This is a genomic window from Neglectibacter sp. X4 (assembly GCF_009917365.1).
In the GTDB taxonomy this organism is placed as follows: Bacteria; Bacillota; Clostridia; order Oscillospirales; family Acutalibacteraceae; genus Acutalibacter.
On sequence record NZ_QWLE01000038.1, the window covers coordinates 1 to 22,789 of the forward strand.

Sequence of the window (22,789 nt, forward strand, 5' to 3'; positions counted from 1 at the left end):
AGATTCAATGGAGATTTCAAGATGAGTTTGATAAGCTAAAGCAGCTTGCAATAGGAATTTTTGCAGGCTGATTTCAATAAAATGCCCAAATTTTTAGTCTGGGCTTGACATTGGCAAACGAGAAATACAAAGGCGATGCGCTCCTGCAGAAGGTTTATACGGTGGATTTCCTCTCCAAAAAGAAAAAAGTGAACGAGGGCGAAGTGCCGCAGTATTATGTGGAGGGAAACCACGAAGCCATCATACCGCCCGCCGTTTTCGACAACGTGCAGGTGCTGATGCAGTCACGGGGAAAAGGGAACGGCCGGAATAGCTGCGTGAGCATTTTCTCCAGCAAAATTCGCTGCGGGGACTGCGGGAGCTGGTACGGCTCCAAGGTCTGGCATTCCAACGACAAATACCGCAGGGTGGTCTGGCAGTGCAACCATAAATTTGACGGCGGGGAGAAATGCACCACGCCGCATCTGGACGAGGAAACCATCAAACAGCTTTTCATAAAGGCATTGAACATCATAGGGAAAGAGAAAGACCTTATTATCGCAGGCTTTGGGGAAGTCAAAGACACGGCATTTGAAACCGGAGAGCTGGAGACGGAGGCACGGCAGCTTAATGGGGAGATGAATGTGGCGGCGGAACTGATACAGAAATGCATCGGGGAAAATGCCCGCGTCGCACAGAACCAGGGTGAATACGCCAAACGGTATGATGCCCTGGTGGAGCGGTTTGAAACGGCGAAAGCACGACTGGAGGAAGTGCAGGCGGCTGTCACGGAGAAACAGGCGCAACGGAAAATGATGGAGAACTTCATGGAGGTGCTGCGGGGCCTGCCGGAGCAGGTGGATTATTTTGACGAGGTGGCCTGGTATGCCATGGTGGACTTTGTGACGGTCTACAGCAAGGAAGATGTGCGGTTCACCTTTAAGAACGGGATGGAGATTCCGGTAAAAACCAAATAGGAAATACAGATTGCACTTCACGGGAATGTGGAGTGTTTTCTTATTTTTATTTTTTAGGGTTGAAGTGGGATAGAGCATATTGAAAAACTATTAATCTTTAACTATAATTTAGAGTATGTTTGAGGATAATGTAACTTATTTTTGGAGGTTAATGCAATGGATATAAATAAAGTTAAAGAGCTTGCGCAAAATGGTGTTACACAGGCACAGAATGACTTAGGTGTAGCATACATGACAGGCGATGGAGTGGAATTAAATGAACAACAAGCTGTTTATTGGTTTCAATGTGCATCATCTCAAGGGAATCCAGAAGCTATGGCGAATTTCGGAATGTGTTTATTGATTGGAAAGGGAATAAAAAAAGATATAAGTGCAGCTTTATATATACTTGAATCTGCCTATTTAATGGGAGTAAATAATGTCATTCAAAATATTTTAGATGCAATTCATAATAAAGATGTTGATATTAAGGTAATCATATCGTTGGTGAATGATAACAATACACAGGCAGAATGGATTTTAGGCTTGTGTTATGATCATGGCTTGTGCGTTGGTAGAGATACGCAAAAGGCAATGGAATTATTTAATGATGCAGGAGAAAATAACAATCCCATTGCACTTTGGATGTTAGCATATTTTTTTGCTAATATACCTGAGCCTGATTTGTTATGTGCAAAAATGTATCTTAAAAAAGTGGAAGAGTTGGCAGAGAAACAGGTTGGAGTTTTAGGAAATGCTCAAATCAAGAAAGATATATCTGATGTAGACGAAAGATTACGAAAAGAATGCTGTTTTCTTCTGGTAAAAGTAATTCCAGAATGTAATGAAAAAGGACAGCCTAAAGATAAATATGCTCAGGATTTATTGGATGGAAAATTGTTTATGAAAACATTGGATCAGTTTGGAGATATTTCAAAGAGAGATGCATCTTCAGACAATGATTTTAGGGGAGATATTCTTGAGGGATATTCGGAGAGTTTTGGTTTTGGATATAATCCACATCTATATAAAGAAGATGGAGACGGTATCATAAGAGATGGAATGCTTGGTTCTATTGATATACTTGCTTTGCGGAAGAAAGTTTACTGTCTTGCAGCAATTGACTATTATAAACCTCGTCATGCGATTATAAAGCCGTCTCTAAAAATGAAAGAGTTCGGAAAATACGCAGTAATTATTAGTGACGTAGAAGAATTTTTGAAAAGAGTACATAAGGCGTTTGATAGATACCAGCAGGAGAAACATGCTTCTTATCGCCTAGCTTATAATAAGGTTTCTTATGATGTTGATTTATATGAGAAGTTTAATTACAGTGAGTTTCATAAATCCAAATCTTATTCATGGCAAAATGAATTTAGAATATCGTTAGATTTCAGTGAAGGAAGATTTAGTTCTACAATACTTGAGGAAGTGACAGATTTTGCAAAATTGACTTTTCCGGGGAAATATGAGATTGATAATAATCCACTTTCACTTTCAGACTGGATATATTTTGAAATAGGAGATATTCGTGATATTTGTCAATGCGTAGAAGTTGATGAATTGTTTGGTGAAAAATTTACTATCCATATTGAAAAAGAGCCTACATTAGTTGAGCCGTATGAAACACCACATAAGCCACGCCCAACATTTTGTAAAGGTGTAATAGAAGTAATGTTTCCTAATGGAAAATATCATCTTGCTGTGTCCAAAGAGGCGTTTTTTAGTGCAGTATTGTGATTTGAACCCCCTTTGGAGGCAAAATAAAAAAGTGTAGGGAAAATAAAATTGTATCAAAATGGGCTATTAGATAGACGAGGGCTTGAGCGGCACGGATATGAAAAAGCGCGATGAGCAAAACCGGCTCATCCGGGACTGCAAGCTGGGTAAAATCGACCGGGTTATTACCAATTCTGTATCTCGGTTCGCACGCAACACGCAGGAACTTCTGGTGGCCCTACGCACTCTGAAAGAGCTGGGCGTGAGCATCTACTTCGAGGAACAGGGCATCGACAGTGAGAAGATGAATATGGAAATGCTGGTGACTTTCCCCGGCATGGCCGCACAGCAGGAAAGCGTGAACATCTCCGACCACATTCGGAGAAGCTATCAGATGCGCATGGAGTCTGGTGAGTTTAACTGCAATGCTCCTGCCTACGGTTTCGAGATAGTGGATGGGCAGATGGTTGTCAAAGAGGAGGAGGCGGCTGTGATTCGCCGCATTTTTGACCTTTACCTGCAAGGTGTTGGCAAGCAGAATATTGCTAATATCCTCAATGCGGAGGGTGTTCCTCGCCGGTATGCTCAAAAGAAATGGTATCATAATACCATTAATTATGTGATAAACAACGAGCGGTATATGGGCGATGCACTCCTGCAAAAGAAGTTCACAACGGACACCCTGCCCTTCAAAAAGAAAAAGAACCGCGGAGAAATGCCGCAGTATTATGTGGAGAATAGCAACCCGCCCATCGTCAGCAAAGAAACCTATATGGCGGCGCAAGAACTGCAAAAATCAAGGAATGTCAGCCATAAGCGCGAAAGTGACTACCCGTTAACATCTGTCCTCCATTGTCCTGAATGCGGCCGGACGTTCCGCAGGTTGCTCCTGAATGGTACTGCCTACTGGCTATGCAGCGGCAAGGCGGCAGGTGCGACAAATTGCCAGAGTAGACGTGTCCGAGAAACTGCTGTGTATGATACCTTCTGCTTGATGGCAGACAAGCTGGCCTCCCATCGGCAAGACCTATTAGGAGCGATTATCCACCAGCTGGAGGCGATGCAAAATCGTAGCGGCGAGAGCCAAGAAAAGATACGGCAGATAGACAAGCAGATAGCCGATTTGAGTGCGCAGAATCTGGTGGTCGCCCGGCTACACACCAACGGTGTGCTTAATGCTACTGACTTTGCGGCTCAGTCCTCAGTAATCAGCAACAAAATCAACGCCCTGCGGCTCGACCGCAAAAAGGCACTGGCTGAAGATGAGGACGATGAGCTGATATACACGCTGAAATCGCTGGACGATACCCTGGCAGGATATGTGGCGGGTGCAAAATTTAGTCAAGAGTTATTCTATGAGATTATCCAAAGCATCACAGTTGTAGGCAATGCGCGGCTGACTTTCCATCTCGTCGGCGGGCTGGCATTCACAGAGCAAATCCCGGAGAATGCGAGGTGTCGCACAGCATGAAAAAGAGAAATATTCCGTTCGGGTATCAGTATCAGAACGGCGTGATAACCACCCATCCACAAGAAGTTGCTGTGCTGAATCGCATTTTCAGCGAGTACCAAAATGGTCTGTCCCTGTTGGAAATCACAAACCGGCTAAATGCCGAAAAAATTGAGTATCAGCCTGGCGTTACCGGCTGGAACAAATCCCGCATCATGCGCCTGATCGAGGATGAGCGATATACCGGCATTGACAATTTTCCAGCAATTATTGATAAGGGAACGCACCAGGCCATGGTTGAGATGAAAACCCAAAAGAATACCCAGCACGGTACCGACCGCACCTGTGAAATTTTTCATATAAATGTACCAGTAATATGCCCGATATGCGGTTTTGAAATGAACCGTCGGCATGACAGCAGATTCAAAACGTGCCAGCAGCGATGGATATGTTCAAATGCGGGCTGCCGCACAGTAATTCACAAGGCTGACAGCGAGCTGCTGGATGATATTACTGTACTGCTAAATCGGGTAATTGTCAATCCAGAATTAGTACAAATTCCAGCTAAAGACGAATCCATAGGTGTGCAGACATTAAAGGCTGAAAATGAGATTACCAGGACATTTGACACGCTCGATTATGATAAAAGTGCCTTGCGAAAGAAAATACTGGAGTGTGCTTCTCTGAAATACGCGGATATCGACTCCGCTCCTTATATAGCCCATAGATTGAAAGCGGTTCTCGCAGATGCAGAGCCGCTTTCAACTTTTTCAATGCCACTTTTCAAGAGGACGGTTCAAGCCGTCCACCTCGGAAAAGATGGCGCCGTGAGCATAAAATTGATAAATGACCAGATGATCGGAAAGGACGATGAATATGCAACCGACAGTGAATACTCCGCAGAAAGTAGTACGGAAAATCCCGGCGAAAATCAACATAGCTGAAGAAATCAAGCAAGCCCACCGGCAGCTTCGGGTGGCGGCATATTGCCGCGTTTCCACGGCCCAAGAGGAGCAACTCAACAGCTATGACGTGCAGGTAAGGTACTACACCGAGAAGATCCGAAGCGAGCCGAAATGGGCCTTTGTGGGCATTTTTGCGGATAGAGGGCTTTCGGGTACCAGCACCAAAAAGCGCGACGAGTTCAACAAGATGATAAAGCAATGTCGGCGCGGTAAAATCGACATGATTATCACGAAATCCATCAGCCGATTTGCAAGGAATACCGCCGATGTTCTCAACGTACACTGGCCTTACCCCTGGCAAAACCTACAAATTGTCCGGCACCCTCATGGACAAATCCACCAAGGAAAAACTGTTGGTAGATGGGAAGGAGATCACCGCCGAAGCCACCTTCACAGCGTCCAAGGCAGAGGGCAGCATCGACATCCCCTTTACCTTCGACGCCTCCAGTCTGGCCGGGAAATCCGTGGTGGTGTTTGAAACGCTTTACCGGGATGATATGGAACTGGCTGTTCACGCCGATATTGACGATGAAGGCCAGACTGTTGATTTTGGCAAGCCCGACATCAAGACTACCGCCACCATCGACGGGAACAAGGTCACAGACCCGCTGGGCGAAGTGACCATCATAGACACTGTGGAGTACACAGGTTTAACCGTTGGCAAAACCTACAATGTCACGGGCGTTTTGATGGACAAGTCTACCAATGAGAAACTGCTGGTGGACGGTAAGGAAATCACCTCCTCCGCAGAGTTTACGGCAGAAAAAGAAAATGGTACTGTTGAAGTATCGTTTACTTTTGACTGTTCCGGGCTGGCGGGCAAGAGCATCGTGGTCTTTGAGACGCTATACCAAGATGGCCTTGAATTGGCTGTTCATGCGGATATCGAGGACGAGGCACAGACTGTCACCGTCAACGCAAAGGGCGGGCTTCTCATCAAGAAAACCGCCGAGGACAACATGGTGGAGGGCATTTCCTTCCTGGTGACGGGCAAAGATTATGCGGAAACCTTCAAAACGGACGCCCAGGGCGAAATCTACATTCAGGATTTGCCCCTCGGTGAGTACACCATCACAGAAGTGGAAAACGATACCACCTCCCGCTATGTGATAGAGAACGGCAAGACTGTCACCGTAGAAAACGGCAGCGAACCCGCCGTGGTTGAGTTTCACAACAAGCTCAAGCGCGGCTCCCTGCGCATTGTCAAGGTGGAAACCGGGACGGACACCCGCCTGGAAGGGGCCTCCTTCTGCCTGAAGGACGCAGACGGTCAGGTGGTAGCAGACGGCAAAACCGACAAGAACGGCGAACTGGTTTTTGACAATCTGCCCTGGGGCAAGTACTTTTTGGAGGAAATCTATGCCCCGGAGGGGTATATCCTGGATAATAAAGAAACAGAAATCGAAATCGGGGAGGATACCATCGAGGCAAAAATCACCGTGGAGAACAAGAAGAAAACTCCGGATATCCCCACCACCAGCGTCCCCAAGACCGGCGATACCCGCGCAAACCCGTGGTTTGTGGGGGCAGCTATGGTTGCCATGCTGGCAGGCGCGGGGGGCTTGATTGCCTATCTCATCAAAAAACGCAGGAAGTAAACAGGAGGTTAAAGCCAATATGAATAAAAGGAAACTGGCCTCTGCCCTTTTGGCAGGGGCCTTGCTTTTTACCAGTGCCATCCCGGCCAGCGCCGCGAAAGCTACAGGCACGCCCACACCCCATCAGGTTTTCTACAGGGAAGAAGCGGGCCAGACCTTCTCCGGCAAAATCCACATGGAAAAAGGTGTTACAGAAGTGGAGGCGGGGCAACCCGCCTTTTCCCTTTCCGTCCAGGACGGGGCGGTTTTGTTTGATTCCCTCTATACCAGCACCCGCCAGTCAATCCGGGCCACCTGTGACGGGGAAAGCGTCAGCCAGGAGGTAAACCTGGCAGTCTATGACACGCTGGACATAGCCCCGGCCACCGGCAGCGCCATTTTAACTGTAAAGGACGCCCGAACCTTGAAGCCTATCCCTGGTGCAAAGTATACGCTGTACTGCGGCGGGCGTATTGTAAAACCCAGCGTGGAAAGCAACGCAAAGGGTATGGTTTCCCTTGGTTTGCTTACCCCCGGTTCCTACGAATTGCGCCAAACGGCTGTGCCTAAAGGGTATCAGCCATCCAAGGCCAGCGTGAAATTCACGGTCACGGGCCTTAGTGTTTCCGGCGGTGATACGGAAATCCATACCAGCGGGGGCAGGAAAATCACGGTTGGCGGGAACGAGGTTTTGATTGCAGGGCCATTTTCCCCTGATATCACGCTTACCGCTGAAAATGAAAAGCAGATTGAGGGCGTTACCGTAACGTATGAGAACTTTGGGGCTTTCCTGGGCAAACCGGGCACGGAAAAATCCTTCGATTATGTGACCTTGCGGGCCGCGCAGGAAGAAATCAACCATCTAAAGGACGAAGAGGAAATCTGCGGCGCGGTACATATCGCCTACACTTTGAAAGAGCCTGCCTGTAACCTCACGCAGTATCTGGCAGAGAAGCCCGCGCCGAAACCCACGCCCACTCCCCCGGCCCCCAGCCAGGGCGGGGCTTCCGGCAGCGCGGGCACAACAGCGGCCCCCGCCGCCACGCCTGCTCCCACGCCAGCGGCTACACAAGCCCCTCCCAGCGTGAACCCCATTGCCACCCCGGCCCCTACAGTCGAACCCAGCGCAGAACCCGAAGAAGTCAAAGCTGATAAGCGGAATTTGGCTGTTATTGTACTGGACACGGACGGCAAGCCTGTACCCGGCGTGACCGTAGGCCTGTTTGAGCCTATGGAGGATATGCCCGTGCCTGCAAGCACAGCCGACCCCGCCGACATCAGCCAGTCGCTCTCTAACCTCCATAATCAGCGGGAGACAGAGAAAATCAGCCAGGACCCCTATAAGAGAAGCGCCGCTTTGCAGGCCGCACGGACGGATGAACAGGGGCGGGCCAGCTTCCCAAAAGCGCCTGCCACCGAGCTTATAGCTGTACCTGTCAAAGTGCCGGACGGCTACTCTACAGAAAAAATACCCACCGAAATCCCGGCGGGCATGGAGGAGGATTTCACCGTCACCTGCCCGTATATTGCCGTGGATTTGTCCGTCTACAGCAACGCCACAGACAGCCCCGTTGCAGGTGCCGATGCGGTTCTTTGCAGCGAGGACGGGGACGAATTAGCAAGCTGGGTTACAGCGGAAAGCCCCCGCCGCTTTATCCGGGTTCCCAAAGGGGAATATACTTTACGGATAAAATCAAAGGACGGGGAGGACAAAATATCTTTTTCTGTGGGCGGCGATACGCCGTTGCAGAAGGTGCGGGCGGAAACCTATCTGCCTGGAATCCGGGAGGAAAGCGGCACAAAACTTGACTTTACCGGGACACTACCTCTACTGCCCTATGTGGGCGGGGCCGCGCTGGTACTGGCTGGCGCGGCTGCGGGCATCGCTGCTTTCCTCCGTAAGCGCAAGCGCGGCAGGGGGCTGAAATGAGAAAGGCCCTGGCGGCAATTTTTGCCGTGGCCTTATTGGGGGGTTCCGTTTGTGCGGGGTTGTGGCTGGCAGGGTTCTACTGGCAGGGGCAGGAACAGGATTTGAAAATGGATGCCCTGCGCAGGCTGGCGGCAAGCCCCATTGTTACGGATATGGGGCAAGGGCCGCAGGAAACCTCTTTGCCGGAAAACCATATAGAAGCGCAGGAGCCGCCAGCCGTATTACGCGATTTCACAGCGTTGCAGGAAGAAAACCCGGACTGCATCGGCTGGGTGTCTATCCCCGGTACGCCTATAGATTTCCCCGTTATGCAGAGCCAGGATAAACCCGAATTCTACTTAGACCATGACTTTTCCCGCGAGTATGACATTTATGGCCTGCCCTTCCTGGACGCCAGGTGCAGCCTGGACAGCGGCAATCTGCTGGTATACGGCCACCACATGAACGACGGCAGTATGTTTTCCTGCCTGCATAAGTACCAGGACAAGGCGTATTGGCAGGCCCACAAGGAAGTGGTTTTTGAAACTCCGTCAGGGGTGGAAAGCTACCGCATAGCGGCTGTGCTGCGCGTGAAGGGCAGCTACAGGGCTGGTGAGTGGAGTATCTTTCAGCCTATGGACGTTGACAGCCAGACCGTGGAGGAAATAACGACGCATCGGCTCTACGACACAGCCGTGGGAATCGGGCCGGGGGATAAGCTGCTTACGCTGGTGACGTGCGAATATTCACAGAAAAACGGAAGGTTGGCGGTGATAGCAGTTAAAGAATAGCTTTAGGGCTGTGGGAAACCGCAGCCCTTCTCTGTGCCCCCAGGGTTGGGGGTAGAGGGAAGGGCTTGGCTCTCCAAATTCTTACAGGAAAGAGGATGATTTTATCGAGGACTTTTTTGATATGTGCAGGAAGATCTGGGAATGGGAAAACCGGCACAATATCCCTTATGCAAAACGCTTGACCGAATGGTACGGCGACCTGGGTATGCATGTACCGCTGCCGGGTATTACAGATGAGCAGATACGGCGGCGGTACAAAAATATATCCATGGAGGCAACGGCACGGACCAGCCCTGTGCGGGGGGTGGAACCCTCTTTGTAGCTATGGAACCGCCTAACCGGGGTTGTGCAGGCCTGCTTCAATCAATTCATCCCACTCGGGCAGGATAGCGTTTATCATAGGCTCGCCATAGGCCACACGGTATTTCTTTTTTGTAAGCCATCCCCTGTCCAGCATTTCACCCAGAGCCATTTCCACCTGCTCCCTGGGGATTCTGTTGCTGGCCGATACGCGGGAAACCAGGCTTTGATAGGTGGCAAAGGCATTGCCATGGTTTTGTGCGATCCTGTCAAAATCCGCCACAATGTACCGGAAACAGGCCGTAAGCTGATCGTCTTCGCTGGGAATTTCAAAGGAAGCGGACGCGGCGTCCCGCAGGGCGCGGCTCATGGTGGTGCGCACACCATAGACCTCCACATTCTTCCGCAAGTCCTGCACCAGATAGCGCACAACAGGCTGGAAATGCCCGTCCCCTGTGAACAGAATGAAATTAGGTGGGGATTTCTTTTTTGCCGCCAGCCTGTATATGGCGTCCAGCATGATAACGTCGGACATGTCTTTGACCGCCTGCCCGTGGCTTTCCCATTTTGTTTCAATGATGTCATTGCTGACCGCACGGATACGGGCTACCTCGCCGGAAAAGCTGGGATGCTGGAAATCACCAAAAAAGGAAAGGCGCTCCACCTGGTACTTTTCCCGTATCTGCCGGCACCAGCTATCCAAGTCGGGCCTTACCCTATAGCGGTCTTTCATGGACACATACCAATATTCGTAATCAATAAAAACGGCTGCCCGGTTGTCGGCGCGAAAAAACATCTATATTCCCCCTATAAAGGGATTATACAACAAAATTCACGGGCCGTAAAGCCCGCGAGATTGGAGTGATAGCAGACGAAACTTGAGATTATCCCCATGACGTTAAAAGAAGCCAATGCCTTTGTGGCAGAGCGCCATCGCCACCACGGCCCGGTCACGGGCCACAAATTTTCCATCGGACTGTCCAACGGCGAGAAGGTGGTGGGAGTGGTGATTGTAGGCCGTCCCGTATCCCGCTATCTGGACGATGGCTGGACGCTGGAAGTGAACCGCCTTTGCACGGACGGCACCCGTAACGCCTGTTCCATGTTATACGCGGCAGCATGGAGGGCCGCACGGGCCATGGGCTATAAGCGGCTTATCACTTATACTTTGGAAACCGAAAGCGGCGGGAGCCTGCGGGCGGCTGGATGGAAGTGCGTTGGGCAGGCAGGTGGTCTGCGCTGGACGGGCCGACGCAGGCCGCAGGTGGATTTGTACCCGGCGCAGATGAAGGTGCGGTATCAGGTGGAGGCTGCACCATGAACAGCCTTAAAATCGGCCTGCATGACGCAGAAATGGAGCATTTTAAAGGCAAAAAGCACTTCCCAAATTATGCCTTGATGAAAATCTCTGCATGGCATAAGGCCCAGGGCGACCTTGTAGAATGGTGGGAGCCTTTAAACTCTTACGACAAGGTATACAGCAGCAAGGTATTTGACTTTACACCGGAAAACCCGTATCTGCCTCCGGATACTGTCAAGGGCGGCACAGGATATGGGCTGTTTACGGAGCTGGCCCCAGAAGTGGAAGCCACGTTCCCGGACTACAGCATTTACCCCTCGTGCGATTACGCTATCGGCTGCATAACACGGGGATGTCCCAATCATTGCCGCTGGTGCATCGTGCCGAAGAAGGAGGGGGATATCCGCCCCTACTGCACATGGCGGCAGCTAGTGCGGCCCGATACGGACAGGCTGGTACTTATGGACAATAACATTTTAGCTTGTGACTATGGCATAGAACAGTTGGCGGGCATGATTGAAAGCGGGTATAAAATCGACTTGAACCAGGGCATGGACGCCCGGCTGGTAACGCCGGAAATTGCGGACATTTTGGCGCGGCTCACCTGGATACGGTATCTGCGCTTCTCCTGCGACCAGGAAAGCCAGATTGAACATATCCTGCGTACCTGCCAGCTTTTAGAGGAGCGTGGCGTGAAGCCGTACCGGGTGTTCGTGTACCTCCTGGTTACAAAGGACATAGGCAGCGCGTCCCGCCGGGTGGAAGCCTTGAAAAAGCTGCGGGGCATAAGCCTTTACGCCCAGGCAGAGCACAACGAGGGCATGGGCATAACGCCCAATAAAATGCAGTTGGAGTTTGCCCATCGGTATGTGTACAGCGGGTGTTTCCGCAAAGAGACATGGAAGGAATATTGCAAAAGGAAAGGATTTGATACCGATGGATTTACAAGATAAGATTACGGCCCCATTGGGTTTAGCCACGCTGGATAAATCCAGCGCAGAAGCCCAAAGCCCGGAGCAGTATGCCATTAACACAATAGGCGGCAGGGCGCTGCAAACAGCAAATACGATTGCCCAGAAAAGCGGGCAGGCCATCAAGGCTGCTTTGGCAGAACCGGTTGCGCCCAGGGCTGTGCCGGTTGGAGATCGCCCCACATACAGGAAAGCATCGGGAGCACCACCTTATACTCCCGTAACAGAGGATGTTTTTTCTGGACCTGTCCCCGCGCAAAACCCGCCCATGCAGGCAGATTGTCCCCCAGGGCGGGGCGCAGATATGCCTCGCCCTTTACCGGACAGACCGCAGACTTCGTCGGCAAAACAGGGCAACCGTACCGCGCGAAGCATGAAAAACCGGCACACGCCCACAGGGGAAAAAGGGAAGCCCCCTGCATATACAGCCCCGCCAGCCATCAAGGCGGGGAATTACGAAGCCGACGCCCTACAGCTTTACGAGAACCCCGCCCTCGCTACATACCAGGGTGAGCAGTTGGCCTTTAGCTTGCCAAGCCAGGGGCCGGGGCTGGCTTTGTCAGGGGAATCCAGCGCAGGCTTGCAGACCTTCCAGGCGGCAGGGCAGGCCGCAGAGGGGGGCGCGTCTGCGGCTGCATCTTCCAGCGCGGGGCCGGTTGTCATTGCCTATCAAGTTACGGAAAAGGCTGTCACAAAAATGAAAGAAACGGTAGAAAATATCGCCGCCAGGGCACAATCCAGCAAGCAGGCGCTGGGGGCCCTGGCGGCGCTTTTCCTTGTTCCGCTCCTAATTATGTTCGGTATTGCCGGGGTGCTGCGGGGCGGCGGGTTTGCCAGCAATGTCAACCTTTCTGCGGATGTACTGGCCCTTATGCCCCAGATAAATGCCGCTTGCCAAACCCATGGCATCCCCGAATACGCACCTCTGGCAGCGGCTGTGATGATGCAGGAATCCGGCGGCAACGTGGCCCTTACGAATGGGGACGTAATGCAATGCGCGGAATCGCTGGGCTACCCTGCGGGTACGCCTGTGCCGGTAGAGGAATCCATCAACCATGGCGTGGGGGTGCTGGCCCACAAGCTGGCACGGGCTGGCTCCACTGGGCCAACGGATATTCCCGCTATCAGCCTTGCCCTGCAAGCCTATAACTACGGCGACGGCTACTTTGATTGGGCCGCGTCCCACGGCGGGGGCTACAGCAAGGAAAATGCCCTGAGTTTCCAGCAGTACCAGATGAGCCACGGCTACCCCGGCGGCTACGGCGACGCCAGCTATGTTGAGCACGTCCTACGCTATTACCAAACCGGCGGGGGCGGCATGGGCGCGGCAAGCGCCATCGCAAACGGGGCTTTCGCATACCCCTGCGAGGGCCACGGCTGGAACACCTACCCCGGCCATGAGGGCATAGACATCCCCTTGGAGACGGGCACCCCTGTTTACGCCTGTGCCGCTGGTACTGTCACCTATGCACAAGCTGGCTGGCACAGCGGCATGGGGGTTGACGGCATTGCCTCCTATGGCAACTGCGTTTTCGTTGACCATGGAAGCGGCTGGCAATCCCGGTACGCCCATATGTCCTCTATCGTGGTGGCTTCGGGGACAACAGTACAGCAAGGCCAGCTTATCGGCTATGTGGGCAGTACAGGCAACAGCAGCGGGCCGCACTTGCATTTGGCGCTCTACTATAATGGCAGCCCATCTTCGGGCGGGGTGATCTACGCCGAACAGGCGTGGCCGCAGTACAAGAATTAACAGGCGAAAATGTGAAAAACTACAGAACAGGCAGCAGCTTTATGGGCTGCTGCCTGTTTCTTGATTTAGGAGGGATGTATATTGACATATGGCTATATCCGCGTTTCCAGCACAGACCAGAATGAGGACAGGCAGAAAATCGCAATGGACGCCAAAAGCGTCCCCAGGAAAAATATTTTTATGGACAAGCAGTCCGGCAAGGACTTTGAGCGCCCCCAGTACAGGCGGCTGGTCAGAAAGCTGAAACGGGGTGACCTTCTCTACCTGTTGAGCATCGACCGCCTGGGCCGCAACTACAAGGAGGTACAGGAGCAATGGAGAATCCTAACAAAAGATAAGGGCGTGGATATCTGCGTCATTGATATGCCGCTGCTGGATACCCGTACCGCAAAAGACCTCATGGGCACCTTTATTGCCGACTTGGTGCTGCAAATCCTCTCTTTTGTAGCAGAAAACGAGAGGGCCAACATCAAGAAGCGGCAGGCCCAGGGCATAGCGGCGGCAAAGGCCCGGGGTGTCCGCTTTGGCAGACCGGAAAAGCCTGTCCCAAAAAACTTTGTGGATATCGTGCGGCAATGGGAACGGCATGAAATCTCCACACCGGAAGCCCTGCGGCTTTGTGATATGAGCAGGCCCACATTCTACCGGAAAATCCGCGAAAACGAAGAAACAAAGCTTATAAGATGTAAGATTATATCGTCTTAAAAGGTAAACTTTTAGATACAAAATTACTTTCGTATAATTTTACCATACTCCTTCCCTGATTGCAAGATAGTACATATAATTTTGTTTAACCTTACAAAAAAAGAAACCCATAATGTGGCAAAAAGAGGGGTTTATCAATTAGTTTGCTTTATTTCTTTTACGGGGGGAGGAATGTGATAGTAATTGCTTTTATAGACAGCCGCAACGGCGTGGCATTCAATCACCGCAGGCAGTCCCAGGATAGGGAGGCGTTGCAGAAAATCATTGGCATGACGGCTGGCTCTGTGCTTTGGGTAAACACGTATACGGCGCAGCTTTTTGCGGGCTATGACGCGCCCCAGGTGCAGGAGGACGAACATTTCCTCGATAAAGCTGGGCCTGGGGAGTTCTGCTTGGTGGAGGGGGCCGACATCCTGCCATTCAGCTTTTTCATTGAGGAAATCATCCTTTTCAACTGGAACCGGGCATACCCAGCCGACCGGCATTTCCCTATCGACATCCATAATGGGAAGTGGCGTTGTACGGCAAGGGAAGATTTTACGGGCAGTTCCCACAAGAGGATTACCATGGAGGTCTACAAGAAATGAAAAACAGGGCAAGGCTTTTATCACTCGTATTGGTCCTGGCGCTGATTTTCAGCGGGTGTGAATCGCCGGGTATGGAACCTGCTGCCAGCAGCGCGGCACCTATCGCCGTTGAGACAGCCACACCCAGCCCCACCCCTGCCCCGACCGCCACCCTCCCGCCTGCGCCGGTTTCCGTTGACCTGGCATCTATCCCAGCGTATGAGGGCGCGGCCTATGTAGAGGTAAACGGCAATGCGCCTTACTTCACGGAGGACAACTATACAGAGGTTTCCTTTGAAAGCTACTCCGAGCTGGACAGCCTGGGCCGCTGCGGCACAGCCTTTGCCTGCATTGGCGAGGACATTATGCCAACGGAAGAACGGGGGGAAATCGGCCAGGTAAAGCCCAGCGGCTGGCATACTGTGCGCTATGGCGGCATAGTGGACGGCAACTACCTTTACAACCGCTGCCACCTGATAGGCTACCAGCTTTCCGGCGAAAAGGCCAACACGCAGAACCTTATCACCGGCACCCGGTATCTCAATATAGAAGGTATGCTTCCCTTTGAGAATATGGTAGCCGACTATGTAAAAGAGACGAAAAACCATGTGCTGTACCGGGTTACACCTGTCTTTGACGGGGATAACCTGCTGGCAAACGGCGTGTTGCTGGAGGGCCGCTCCATGGAGGACGGGGGCGCGGGCATATCCTTCTGCGTGTTCGCCTATAACGTGCAGCCCAGCATCCGCATTGATTACACAGATGGGGAAAGCACCTACATCGAACCGGCACCTGCCCCGGAACCCGAGCAGGCCCAGCCTGTAGGCTCCGACTATATTCTGAATACCAACACAGGCAAATTCCACCGCCCCGGCTGTTCCAGTGTGGACAAAATGAAAGAAGCCAATAAGCAGCATTTCACGGGAACACGCGACGAAGTGGCTGGCATGGGGTATGAACCTTGTAAACGGTGTAACCCCTGAAAATACGCAGAAAATAAAAAGACCGCTAATATACCTAGCGGTCTTTCGTAAACATTACAATGTCATTGGGTGTGCAGTGGATGATGTTGCACAGCTTTTCTAAAGTAAGCAAAGTTATATTTTTACCTTTCTTCAGCGCGTCCAGCGTCTTATTGTCAATACCGGCCTGTAAAAGCTGGTATTGCGAAACCTCGCGCTTTTTCATGGTTTCCCACAATGGGCTGTAATCAATGATAATACCACCCACTTACATTCTGATAATTCAATTATAACGGAATATTTCGATAAACAACATTGTGGAAATACCCACAATGTCAGGCACTGAATTTCAAGCAGGTATCCTACATTATTATCACTGCCCAAGCCAAATTAAGCCTATCCAAATCAGGAAGGGGATTTTTATGCCTACATTCAGTGAAAACTTTGGCACGATGCTGCACAGCAGGCGCTTAAAACGGAAGTTAAGCCAGCAGCAGGCAGCGGAAGCCTTGGGGATACATATGTCCAATTATGCTTATTTCGAGCTAGGGAAAATCTTACCGGAAATAGAAATGCTTCCTGCCCTTAAAAAGCTCCTGCACATACCAGCAAAGGCTTTCCTTCACCCCGAGCGGTATATCTGCAAAAGAGTCCTTCGGAAATGGGAAAAGAAAAACAAAAAAGAAGAAGGATAAAAGAATATCCAGGGAGGCACTATATGGCTACTTGCTGCTTTTTATGCCAAGACCCCGTGTACGATAACGATATAGAAGAACGGCTGGACAAAGCTATCGCCAAAATTGTACTGGAAAACGATACAGTCAGGTTCCTGTTATACGGTTGTTGGGATATTTCTTCCAGGCGCTTCCATGACCTGTTTGCCACCGCCGCCTACCGGGCCAAGCTGGCAAACCCGCACAAAGAAATTAGTTTATCCCTTGTTGTCCATGATACGGAAAAGGGGCAGGTACTAAGCGCCCTGCAAGAATGGCGGTATCCCCTGCCGTCCTTTATGCTTGATGAAATCCTCTCGCCGCCTGCGCCCCAGGGCATTAAGGATGGCGTGGCCATAGAAAAACGGATGCAGCGTTGGATGATAGGGCAGGCGGACTATGTTTTTACCTATCTCTATGACTGCCTGCATGAAGCCGACAGCCATGCCCTGGATTATGCGCTTAAAATCGGGAAGGCCATTGTGGACTTGACCTCCCCCGCAACCTATGCCCTTATCCGGGAAAAGTATTCCATCCTTCCGGAAAGGAAAAGAGAGGCGATGGAACTCCGGCTGGAGGGGAAAACGGCCTTGGAGATAGCGGATGCGCTGGGGACGGGAAAGAGCAGGCCCCAGCAGTTAATATACGAAGGGGCGAGGGCCATACGCGAAAAATTGCGGGGCAGGGAATACCGGCCAGTTGAAGAGGCTTGTACGGTTTTCATGCTAGGCCCCGCTACCTATAAATCCTTAAACGCTTTTGATAAAACGGTCAATTATCTTGTCCGCGAAAAAAATGTCCAAACCTTTTTTGTCGCCCCCAATTTTTCCATGTCCCCCTTTAGGTTCGTTTTAGAAAAACACATACCCGCAAGCAATGTGCAGATGTTATGTCTCGGGGATTGCCCCGGCTCCTTGGATACAGGGCATTTTGACCTTGAAACTTTTCTCACAGAAGAAGCCGCGCCTTGTTTGCTGGATGAAGCCGCCCTTGCTCAAGTTGCTGCCCCTTACCGTATTAGCAATCTGCGCTTCTGCCCACCAGAGCTTGCCAAACAAATCCGGGAGGCATTCATGGCAACAGGGCAGGTGCCGTTTTTCTGTGACTTAGGGAAACCGTTTCCTGAAAGCCTTGTTTAGTTGGTTGTTGCCTAAAACCCAGGTGAAGATTATAATAAAAATATAGAGCTTGTAGAGCAACATAGCGGCTTTTGTTTTTATCCTTTTGAGTTGGGGGCAGCTACATGAAAATCGTAAGCTGGAACGTTAACGGCCTGCTGGCCTGCATGGGGAAAGGCGGCTTTTTCCCCATTGCCCGTATACAGCCGGATGTCGTATGTTGCCAAGAGGTCAAGACGCACCAGCAGCCGGAGGTGCTGCCCGGATACCGCCATATGAAAATATGAAAGGGGAAGCTACTTTGCGGCGATTTACAACCCCCACCCAGTGGAAGATTTTAAAATACTTTTGGAGAAGGCAGTCCGCTTTTTCAGTGGACGATTTGATAGATGCAGGAATCATCCATTTCCCAGCCCTGGGCAGGTTTACCTTGCGCATAATGGAAGCGCGAGGCCAGGTGATCTCACTTCTTACGAGAAAGAGCGGTACGTTATATTTTGCTACAACAAGGACGATAGAAGAATGGAAAAGAATATGGGCCCCCAGGACCTTTCTGGAAAAGTGGGGTGATCCCGGCTTCAATATGCGTGGTGTAAACAGATATGAAAAAGAAGAAATAATTGCAGAAATAGACAAAATGCTGGCGGATTTTTGTGGAGGGATTGAAACAGAGGGTCAGCCGGGCTGCGAAAATAGTTTGGCATCCAAAAATTGACTTGACGGCATCTTTCCTATGAGATAAAATTAAAACAAAAAAGAAAGGCGGGTTATGTATGGCAGCCAAAACAGTAGAAGAACGCATACAGTCAATTGATGCCAAAATTGAGAAAAAGAGGGCCGAAATTGAAGCTTTGGAAGCGCAAAAGCAAAAACTTTTGCACCCTGTGACCATGCGGTCAGTTATGTCAAAACTTAAAGAGCAGGGGATTACCCCCGAAGAAGTTGCAAAAAAGATGGGCATTGAAATCTAGCAGAGTAACCGAAAGGGCCGTTGCGGGAATACCGCAGCGGCCCTCTTTCTATTTAGCTTTTCATCAGCACAAACCATCTGCCGCTGTCCTCGAATAAATGCGTCTCCTTGCCTTTTACCACAACCGTGTACTGCTTGGCGATTTCATGGGTTGTATGGTCTTTTGTCAGCCCTACCCGCTTTACTTCCTCAATGTCGAATTCGCCCACCAAGGGGATGTGGATTGACCGGGGCCGCACTTCCCCGTCCACATAATGGGTGGCTAAAACCTCAACATACTGTTTCCGTATGCTCTCCGTCAGCATGGCTGAAATCCCCCTGCAAATCGTAAATGTCCGTAAAAGGGATGAACGTGCCCGGCAGCACCAGGGCCTGGGCCAATTCGTCCACTTCCTCTACTACATCCGTCTCTGTCACATACTCGCCTATCTCATAGTCCCCGATGGCTTTCCGCAGGCAGAAGTAGGTAACTGTCACCCTGTCCCCCGCGCTAATCTGCCGTAGCTTGCGTTCCAGGACCTCCCGCATATCCTCCGACAGCCACGCCCTTTCTACAAGGGCGTTTTCTTTTTGCATCGTCAGCACGGCTATGTCGAAACCTCGCAGGGCTGAAAATGGGCTGAACAATTTCGCCCGATTGGTCAAGTCCATCTTTGGATGCTTGGAGGCGGGCCGCTCCATATGCAAAATATCATCATATTTACCCATTTGCTTTGTGTCCCCCGATCTGCTCGTTCCGCTCCAATGTTGTAGCCCCGTCCAGCAAATCATAGCATTTGAAAACCGCGCTTTTGCCGAACCGGTCCTGCACCCGGAGCATGGCTTTCACCAGCGCAATTTCCCTGTCCTCTGCCGACGTGTCCACGAAAAAGCCAAGCTGGGGCGGTACATCCTCCCGGTTGGACAGCCGGATGGCCGTGACGTACAGCTTGCGGCTGGACAACTTCGGGTCAATGATTTTCTCAAAAAGCTCCAGGGTGGCCTTCATAATGCGCGACGGGCAGGCAGTCGGCCCGCCCAGCTTGGTGGTGCCCCGCGCCGATACGGGCGCTTTCCTGCCATAATAATTGACCTGCGTCGGCCCGGAGTAGGTGCCGTCCGCCGTGCTTTTCCAGTCATAGCTGATATGCAGGTGGATGCCCTCGGCCACCATGTCCGTGGCGATTAGGCGGCGGATAACCTCCTCCGTCATTTCCTTAATCACAATTTTCGTTTTATCATAATCATACCCGCACTTGAGGGCTTGCCCGCTGCTGAAGGATTTTGTGTCGCTTTTGTAGTTTTTAATGTGCTCCATCCGGCAAGGCTCATGGCCCCATGCATGATCCACAAGTATTTCCGCATCCACGCCAAACTCATGGAAAAGCAAGTCCTCATGGGTGAGGCTCAGTTTGGCAAGGTCGCCCATGGTGTGTACGCCGAATTTCTCCAGCCGTTTTGTGGTGCCCTCCGCTATCATCCAAAAATCTGTAAGGGGCTTATGCCCCCACAGCTTTTCCCGGAAAGACATCTCGTCCAGTTCCGCGATACGCACACCGTCCTTGTCGGCGGGGACGTGCTTCGCTTCAATATCCATAGCGATTTTTGCCAGGTACAAATTGGTGCCGATGCCTGCCGTAGCCGTAATGCCGGTAGTGGCAAGCACGTCCCTTACAATAGCTATAGCCAGCTCATGGGCGGTCATTTCGTATAATGATAGGTATTCTGCTACATCAATAAAAATTTCATCTATCGAGTAGACATGGCAGCTTTCCGGCGCAACGTATTTCAGATACACGCCGTAAATGTCCGCAGACACATCCAAGTACCGCTGCATCCGGGGCGGCGCGATAATATACTGGATTTCTTTGCCTGTACTCTCCTTAATGCCCTGCACCCTTTGTTTGACCTCAAACAACCGGGCGCGGCCGGAGATGCCATAGGCTTTCATGGAAGGGGACACGGCAAGGCAGATGGTGCCGTCCGAGCGTGTTTCGTCCGCCACGACCAAGTTTGTGGTGAGGGGGTCTAGGCCCCTATCCACACACTCTACGCTGGCGTAGAAGCTATTTCAGGTCAATGCAGATGTATTGACCCATGAGTACCGCCCCCTTCAGTCGAACGCAGGTTCTTATTTGCTTTAATTATAGAACAGTTGTTCCCAAAAGTCAACTGAGATTTTATGGAAAGGCAGGCCGGGGCCTGCCTTAGCAGGGCTGTACTTTTCCCTCCCGCCATGCTATACTTTCAGCGGGATGGCCGTTTCGTTGATTAAATTGCTGCTATGGGCTATTTTTATGAAAGGAGGGGTAAAGCGTGACCAACAAACAACGGATTGTCCGCATGCTGCGGCTTTTCCAAACCCAGACGGACGAGGAGCATCCTATTTCCACTTTTGAAATCATCGAATATTTTAAAGGGCTGGGGACTGTCATAGACCGGAATACGATCCGGGACGACGTGGATACTCTGAATGCTTGCGGGATAGAAATTATTATACTAGAGGGCAGGCCCAACCGGTACTACTTTACTGACAGCAAATTTCAACTCCCAGAGCTGAAGCTGCTGGTTGACGCTGTAGAGGGTTCTAAATTTATTACCGCGAAAAAAAGCGGGGAGCTGGTGGCAAAAATCATATCCATGGCCAGCACAGGCTATGCGGACCAGTTAAACCGCCACTTGTACACAGTTGGCCGTATCAAACCCGAAAATGAAAACATCTATTATGTGATAGACGCTATCTTCCGCGCCATCCAGACAGGGCAGAGGATTTCCTTCCAGTATTTCCGCTATGACGCCAACCGCGAGCGCGTCCCCCGGCACGGCGGGGACCCGTTCGTCCTCTCGCCCTATGCTATGCTCTACAACGAGGACAAATATTATGTCCTGGGGTACTATAGCCTTTTTGATAAAATCACCACGTTCCGTGTAGACCGCATGGGCATCCCGGAGATACTGGCCGAGCCAGCCCATCCGAAACCGGAAGGATTTGATCCTGTTGATTATACAGTAGATGTTTTCAGTATGTATGAGGGCAGTCTGGAAACCGTGGAGCTGCTATGTGAAAATGACATGATGGATTCTATTGTTGACCGTTTTGGGGAAGAAGCGGACACCCAGACAGCGGACACCGGGCATTTTCTGGTAAGGGCGCAGGTTTCTGTCAGCCGGACTTTCTTTGCCTGGGTATTCCAGTTTGCCGGAAAAATACAAATCATGGGGCCTGCTTCCGTAAAGATGCAATATCAGGAAATGTTGGGGAAGGCCCTTGGGGCAGATGCTGAACAAGAAGCCTAAACGGCGGGAGCAGTAATTTTCTTAATATTTTACAAATAGTGCGGCAAAATTGCCGCACTATAATTTTACCCTATTGACTCCACTTCTTCCATATGCTACAATACTCCTATCAAGAGCAGTCGCTCGTGATAGGAGGAATAAAATGCGAAGCAAAAGCCCTGAGTTGATGGAAAAGATAAAAGAATTTGCAGAGGGCTATTTCCGGGAGAACGGGGAAACACCCTCCAATAAAACCATTGCCGGCGCAATGGGCATGGGCAGGTCAACCGTGTATTACTATCTGGTGGACATGGCACAGCGGGGCATGATTTCCTACGAAAACGGCGTAATCTCCACAGAGAAGATACGCAAGCTGATGCCGGAGGTCAACCAGGCGGCGCTGGTGGGTTCTATCCCTTGCGGCGAGCCGGACGAGCGGGAAGCCATGGTGGAAGAATATATCCCCCTCCCGGTTTCGGTATTTGGCAGCGGGGATTTCTATGTCCTGCGCGCTTCCGGCGATTCCATGGTGGATGCGCAGATCAACTCCGGCGACCTGGTTGTGATTGAAAAAACAAGCATCGCAAATGTGGGGGATATCGTTGTAGCCTTGACAGACGACCGCCTGAGTACCTTAAAACGCCTTTGCTTTGACGGACAGAAGGGCCGTTATTACCTCCACCCTGAGAATGCGGGTTATGAGGATATTTATGTAAGCAGCCTTGTTGTCCAGGGCGTAGCCCGCCACATTATTAAGGCGCTGTAATGACGGGCGGCAGTATAACAGAGGGAATTTCGCAGGGCACACAAAACGGCTCGTGCGGTTATTA

The 22,789-nt window shown here is 51.0% G+C and carries 25 protein-coding genes and 2 pseudogenes; 22 read left to right on the forward strand and 5 right to left on the reverse strand.

Annotation, left to right across the window (positions count from 1 at the left end; translation table 11 throughout):
• Positions 1-110 precede the first annotated feature (110 nt).
• The 9 genes and pseudogenes from D1841_RS12175 to D1841_RS12215 all read left to right on the forward strand — a co-directional run bounded on the left by D1841_RS12175 (position 111) and on the right by D1841_RS12215 (position 9,668).
• A complete protein-coding gene (locus tag D1841_RS12175; RefSeq protein ID WP_237076333.1) occupies positions 111-956 on the forward strand; it encodes a recombinase zinc beta ribbon domain-containing protein in 846 nt (281 codons plus the stop codon).
• Positions 957-1,112: 156 nt separating this feature from the next.
• Positions 1,113-2,675, forward strand: a complete 1,563-nt coding sequence (locus D1841_RS12180) for a tetratricopeptide repeat protein (protein WP_160643408.1) — start codon at positions 1,113-1,115, stop codon at positions 2,673-2,675.
• Between the two features lie 82 nt (positions 2,676-2,757).
• Entirely contained in the window at positions 2,758-4,125 is a 1,368-nt protein-coding gene (locus D1841_RS12185) for a recombinase family protein (RefSeq protein WP_256376690.1), read from the forward strand.
• A complete protein-coding gene (locus D1841_RS12190) occupies positions 4,122-5,048 on the forward strand; it encodes a recombinase family protein (RefSeq protein ID WP_160643412.1) in 927 nt (308 codons plus the stop codon). The genes D1841_RS12185 and D1841_RS12190 overlap by 4 nt, the downstream gene beginning before the upstream one ends.
• Positions 4,981-5,289, forward strand: a pseudogene (locus tag D1841_RS12195) (recombinase family protein); the annotation flags it as partial. The gene D1841_RS12190 and the pseudogene D1841_RS12195, both read left to right, overlap by 68 nt.
• A gap of 46 nt (positions 5,290-5,335) precedes the next feature.
• Positions 5,336-6,667 carry a VaFE repeat-containing surface-anchored protein gene (locus D1841_RS12200; protein ID WP_371721855.1) on the forward strand — a complete coding sequence of 444 codons (1,332 nt, stop codon included), beginning with the start codon at positions 5,336-5,338 and terminating at the stop codon, positions 6,665-6,667.
• A gap of 19 nt (positions 6,668-6,686) precedes the next feature.
• Positions 6,687-8,576 (forward strand): prealbumin-like fold domain-containing protein, encoded by a 1,890-nt coding sequence (locus D1841_RS12205; RefSeq protein WP_161880030.1) that lies wholly within the window; start codon positions 6,687-6,689, stop codon positions 8,574-8,576.
• Positions 8,573-9,346, forward strand: a complete 774-nt coding sequence (locus D1841_RS12210) for a class B sortase (RefSeq protein WP_160643417.1) — start codon at positions 8,573-8,575, stop codon at positions 9,344-9,346. Before D1841_RS12205 ends, D1841_RS12210 begins: the two co-directional genes overlap by 4 nt.
• A 121-nt stretch (positions 9,347-9,467) precedes the next feature.
• Positions 9,468-9,668, forward strand: coding sequence for a hypothetical protein (locus tag D1841_RS12215; protein WP_160579452.1), 201 nt, complete (start codon positions 9,468-9,470; stop codon positions 9,666-9,668).
• Positions 9,669-9,680: 12 nt separating this feature from the next.
• Here D1841_RS12215 and D1841_RS12220 read toward each other — a convergent pair whose 3' ends face one another.
• Positions 9,681-10,442 (reverse strand): NYN domain-containing protein, encoded by a 762-nt coding sequence (locus D1841_RS12220; RefSeq protein WP_160643419.1) that lies wholly within the window; start codon positions 10,440-10,442, stop codon positions 9,681-9,683.
• 96 nt (positions 10,443-10,538) lie between these two features.
• Between D1841_RS12220 and D1841_RS12225 the strand changes: the two genes are divergently transcribed.
• From D1841_RS12225 to D1841_RS12250, 6 genes are all read left to right on the forward strand, one after another.
• The gene (locus D1841_RS12225) at positions 10,539-10,967 is read left to right on the forward strand and encodes an XF1762 family protein (protein WP_160643421.1); all 429 of its coding nucleotides are present in this window, start codon (positions 10,539-10,541) and stop codon (positions 10,965-10,967) included.
• Entirely contained in the window at positions 10,964-11,899 is a 936-nt protein-coding gene (locus D1841_RS12230; RefSeq protein WP_160643423.1) for a radical SAM protein, read from the forward strand. Before D1841_RS12225 ends, D1841_RS12230 begins: the two co-directional genes overlap by 4 nt.
• Positions 11,883-13,670, forward strand: a complete 1,788-nt coding sequence (locus tag D1841_RS19230) for a peptidoglycan DD-metalloendopeptidase family protein (protein ID WP_160643425.1) — start codon at positions 11,883-11,885, stop codon at positions 13,668-13,670. The genes D1841_RS12230 and D1841_RS19230 overlap by 17 nt, the downstream gene beginning before the upstream one ends.
• Positions 13,671-13,751: 81 nt before the next feature.
• Positions 13,752-14,375: a recombinase family protein gene (locus D1841_RS12240; protein WP_201751306.1), complete on the forward strand. Its 624-nt coding sequence runs from the start codon at positions 13,752-13,754 to the stop codon at positions 14,373-14,375.
• 173 nt (positions 14,376-14,548) lie between these two features.
• Positions 14,549-14,962 (forward strand): ribonuclease Z, encoded by a 414-nt coding sequence (locus D1841_RS12245; protein WP_160643428.1) that lies wholly within the window; start codon positions 14,549-14,551, stop codon positions 14,960-14,962.
• Positions 14,959-15,924: a DNA/RNA non-specific endonuclease gene (locus tag D1841_RS12250; protein ID WP_160643430.1), complete on the forward strand. Its 966-nt coding sequence runs from the start codon at positions 14,959-14,961 to the stop codon at positions 15,922-15,924. The genes D1841_RS12245 and D1841_RS12250 overlap by 4 nt, the downstream gene beginning before the upstream one ends.
• A gap of 34 nt (positions 15,925-15,958) precedes the next feature.
• On the opposite strand, the gene D1841_RS12255 is transcribed toward D1841_RS12250, so the two are convergent.
• Entirely contained in the window at positions 15,959-16,171 is a 213-nt protein-coding gene (locus D1841_RS12255; RefSeq protein ID WP_347564000.1) for a helix-turn-helix domain-containing protein, read from the reverse strand.
• A 64-nt stretch (positions 16,172-16,235) separates the two neighbouring features.
• On the opposite strand from D1841_RS12255, the gene D1841_RS12260 reads away from it, so the two are divergent.
• From D1841_RS12260 to D1841_RS12280, 5 genes are all read left to right on the forward strand, one after another.
• A complete protein-coding gene (locus D1841_RS12260; RefSeq protein WP_160643431.1) occupies positions 16,236-16,598 on the forward strand; it encodes a helix-turn-helix domain-containing protein in 363 nt (120 codons plus the stop codon).
• Positions 16,599-16,621: 23 nt separating this feature from the next.
• Positions 16,622-17,755 carry a hypothetical protein gene (locus D1841_RS12265; protein WP_160643433.1) on the forward strand — a complete coding sequence of 378 codons (1,134 nt, stop codon included), beginning with the start codon at positions 16,622-16,624 and terminating at the stop codon, positions 17,753-17,755.
• 104 nt (positions 17,756-17,859) lie between these two features.
• Positions 17,860-18,021 (forward strand): hypothetical protein, encoded by a 162-nt coding sequence (locus D1841_RS12270; protein ID WP_160643435.1) that lies wholly within the window; start codon positions 17,860-17,862, stop codon positions 18,019-18,021.
• Positions 18,022-18,035: 14 nt separating this feature from the next.
• Positions 18,036-18,449, forward strand: coding sequence for a hypothetical protein (locus tag D1841_RS12275; RefSeq protein WP_160643437.1), 414 nt, complete (start codon positions 18,036-18,038; stop codon positions 18,447-18,449).
• Positions 18,450-18,507: 58 nt separating this feature from the next.
• Positions 18,508-18,705, forward strand: coding sequence for a hypothetical protein (locus D1841_RS12280; protein ID WP_160643439.1), 198 nt, complete (start codon positions 18,508-18,510; stop codon positions 18,703-18,705).
• A 52-nt stretch (positions 18,706-18,757) separates the two neighbouring features.
• Here the strand turns inward: D1841_RS12280 and D1841_RS12285 are convergent, their stop codons facing one another.
• From D1841_RS12285 to D1841_RS12295, 3 genes and pseudogenes are all read right to left on the reverse strand, one after another.
• A complete protein-coding gene (locus D1841_RS12285) occupies positions 18,758-19,009 on the reverse strand; it encodes a hypothetical protein (RefSeq protein ID WP_160643441.1) in 252 nt (83 codons plus the stop codon).
• Positions 18,975-19,412: a YolD-like family protein gene (locus tag D1841_RS12290; RefSeq protein WP_160643443.1), complete on the reverse strand. Its 438-nt coding sequence runs from the start codon at positions 19,410-19,412 to the stop codon at positions 18,975-18,977. Before D1841_RS12290 ends, D1841_RS12285 begins: the two co-directional genes overlap by 35 nt.
• Positions 19,405-20,782, reverse strand: a pseudogene (locus D1841_RS12295) (DNA methylase). The gene D1841_RS12290 and the pseudogene D1841_RS12295 overlap by 8 nt, the downstream one beginning before the upstream one ends.
• A gap of 217 nt (positions 20,783-20,999) precedes the next feature.
• Here D1841_RS12295 and D1841_RS12300 point away from each other — a divergent pair.
• Positions 21,000-21,980, forward strand: coding sequence for a YafY family protein (locus D1841_RS12300; RefSeq protein ID WP_160643444.1), 981 nt, complete (start codon positions 21,000-21,002; stop codon positions 21,978-21,980).
• A gap of 142 nt (positions 21,981-22,122) precedes the next feature.
• On the forward strand, positions 22,123-22,725 hold the full coding sequence (locus D1841_RS12305; protein WP_160643446.1) for a LexA family transcriptional regulator: 603 nt from the start codon (positions 22,123-22,125) through the stop codon (positions 22,723-22,725).
• Positions 22,726-22,789 lie beyond the last annotated feature (64 nt).

Excerpts from the sequence above, each read along its gene's own strand:
- D1841_RS12250 (WP_160643430.1), top strand. The coding sequence starts at position 14,959 with ATGAAAAACAGGGCAAGGCTTTTATCACTCGTATTGGTCCTGGCGCTG.
- D1841_RS12225 (WP_160643421.1), top strand. The coding sequence starts at position 10,539 with ATGACGTTAAAAGAAGCCAATGCCTTTGTGGCAGAGCGCCATCGCCAC.
- D1841_RS12190 (WP_160643412.1), top strand. The coding sequence starts at position 4,122 with ATGAAAAAGAGAAATATTCCGTTCGGGTATCAGTATCAGAACGGCGTG.
- D1841_RS12200 (WP_371721855.1), top strand. The coding sequence starts at position 5,336 with ATGTTCTCAACGTACACTGGCCTTACCCCTGGCAAAACCTACAAATTG.
- D1841_RS12270 (WP_160643435.1), top strand. The coding sequence starts at position 17,860 with ATGAAAATCGTAAGCTGGAACGTTAACGGCCTGCTGGCCTGCATGGGG.
- D1841_RS12205 (WP_161880030.1), top strand. The coding sequence starts at position 6,687 with ATGAATAAAAGGAAACTGGCCTCTGCCCTTTTGGCAGGGGCCTTGCTT.
- D1841_RS12285 (WP_160643441.1), bottom strand. The coding sequence starts at position 19,009 with ATGCTGACGGAGAGCATACGGAAACAGTATGTTGAGGTTTTAGCCACC.
- D1841_RS12265 (WP_160643433.1), top strand. The coding sequence starts at position 16,622 with ATGGCTACTTGCTGCTTTTTATGCCAAGACCCCGTGTACGATAACGAT.
- D1841_RS12280 (WP_160643439.1), top strand. The coding sequence starts at position 18,508 with ATGGCAGCCAAAACAGTAGAAGAACGCATACAGTCAATTGATGCCAAA.
- D1841_RS12180 (WP_160643408.1), top strand. The coding sequence starts at position 1,113 with ATGGATATAAATAAAGTTAAAGAGCTTGCGCAAAATGGTGTTACACAG.
- D1841_RS12230 (WP_160643423.1), top strand. The coding sequence starts at position 10,964 with ATGAACAGCCTTAAAATCGGCCTGCATGACGCAGAAATGGAGCATTTT.
- D1841_RS12305 (WP_160643446.1), top strand. The coding sequence starts at position 22,123 with ATGCGAAGCAAAAGCCCTGAGTTGATGGAAAAGATAAAAGAATTTGCA.
- D1841_RS12210 (WP_160643417.1), top strand. The coding sequence starts at position 8,573 with ATGAGAAAGGCCCTGGCGGCAATTTTTGCCGTGGCCTTATTGGGGGGT.
- D1841_RS12290 (WP_160643443.1), bottom strand. The coding sequence starts at position 19,412 with ATGGGTAAATATGATGATATTTTGCATATGGAGCGGCCCGCCTCCAAG.
- D1841_RS12215 (WP_160579452.1), top strand. The coding sequence starts at position 9,468 with ATGTGCAGGAAGATCTGGGAATGGGAAAACCGGCACAATATCCCTTAT.
- D1841_RS19230 (WP_160643425.1), top strand. The coding sequence starts at position 11,883 with ATGGATTTACAAGATAAGATTACGGCCCCATTGGGTTTAGCCACGCTG.
- D1841_RS12220 (WP_160643419.1), bottom strand. The coding sequence starts at position 10,442 with ATGTTTTTTCGCGCCGACAACCGGGCAGCCGTTTTTATTGATTACGAA.
- D1841_RS12260 (WP_160643431.1), top strand. The coding sequence starts at position 16,236 with ATGTCAGGCACTGAATTTCAAGCAGGTATCCTACATTATTATCACTGC.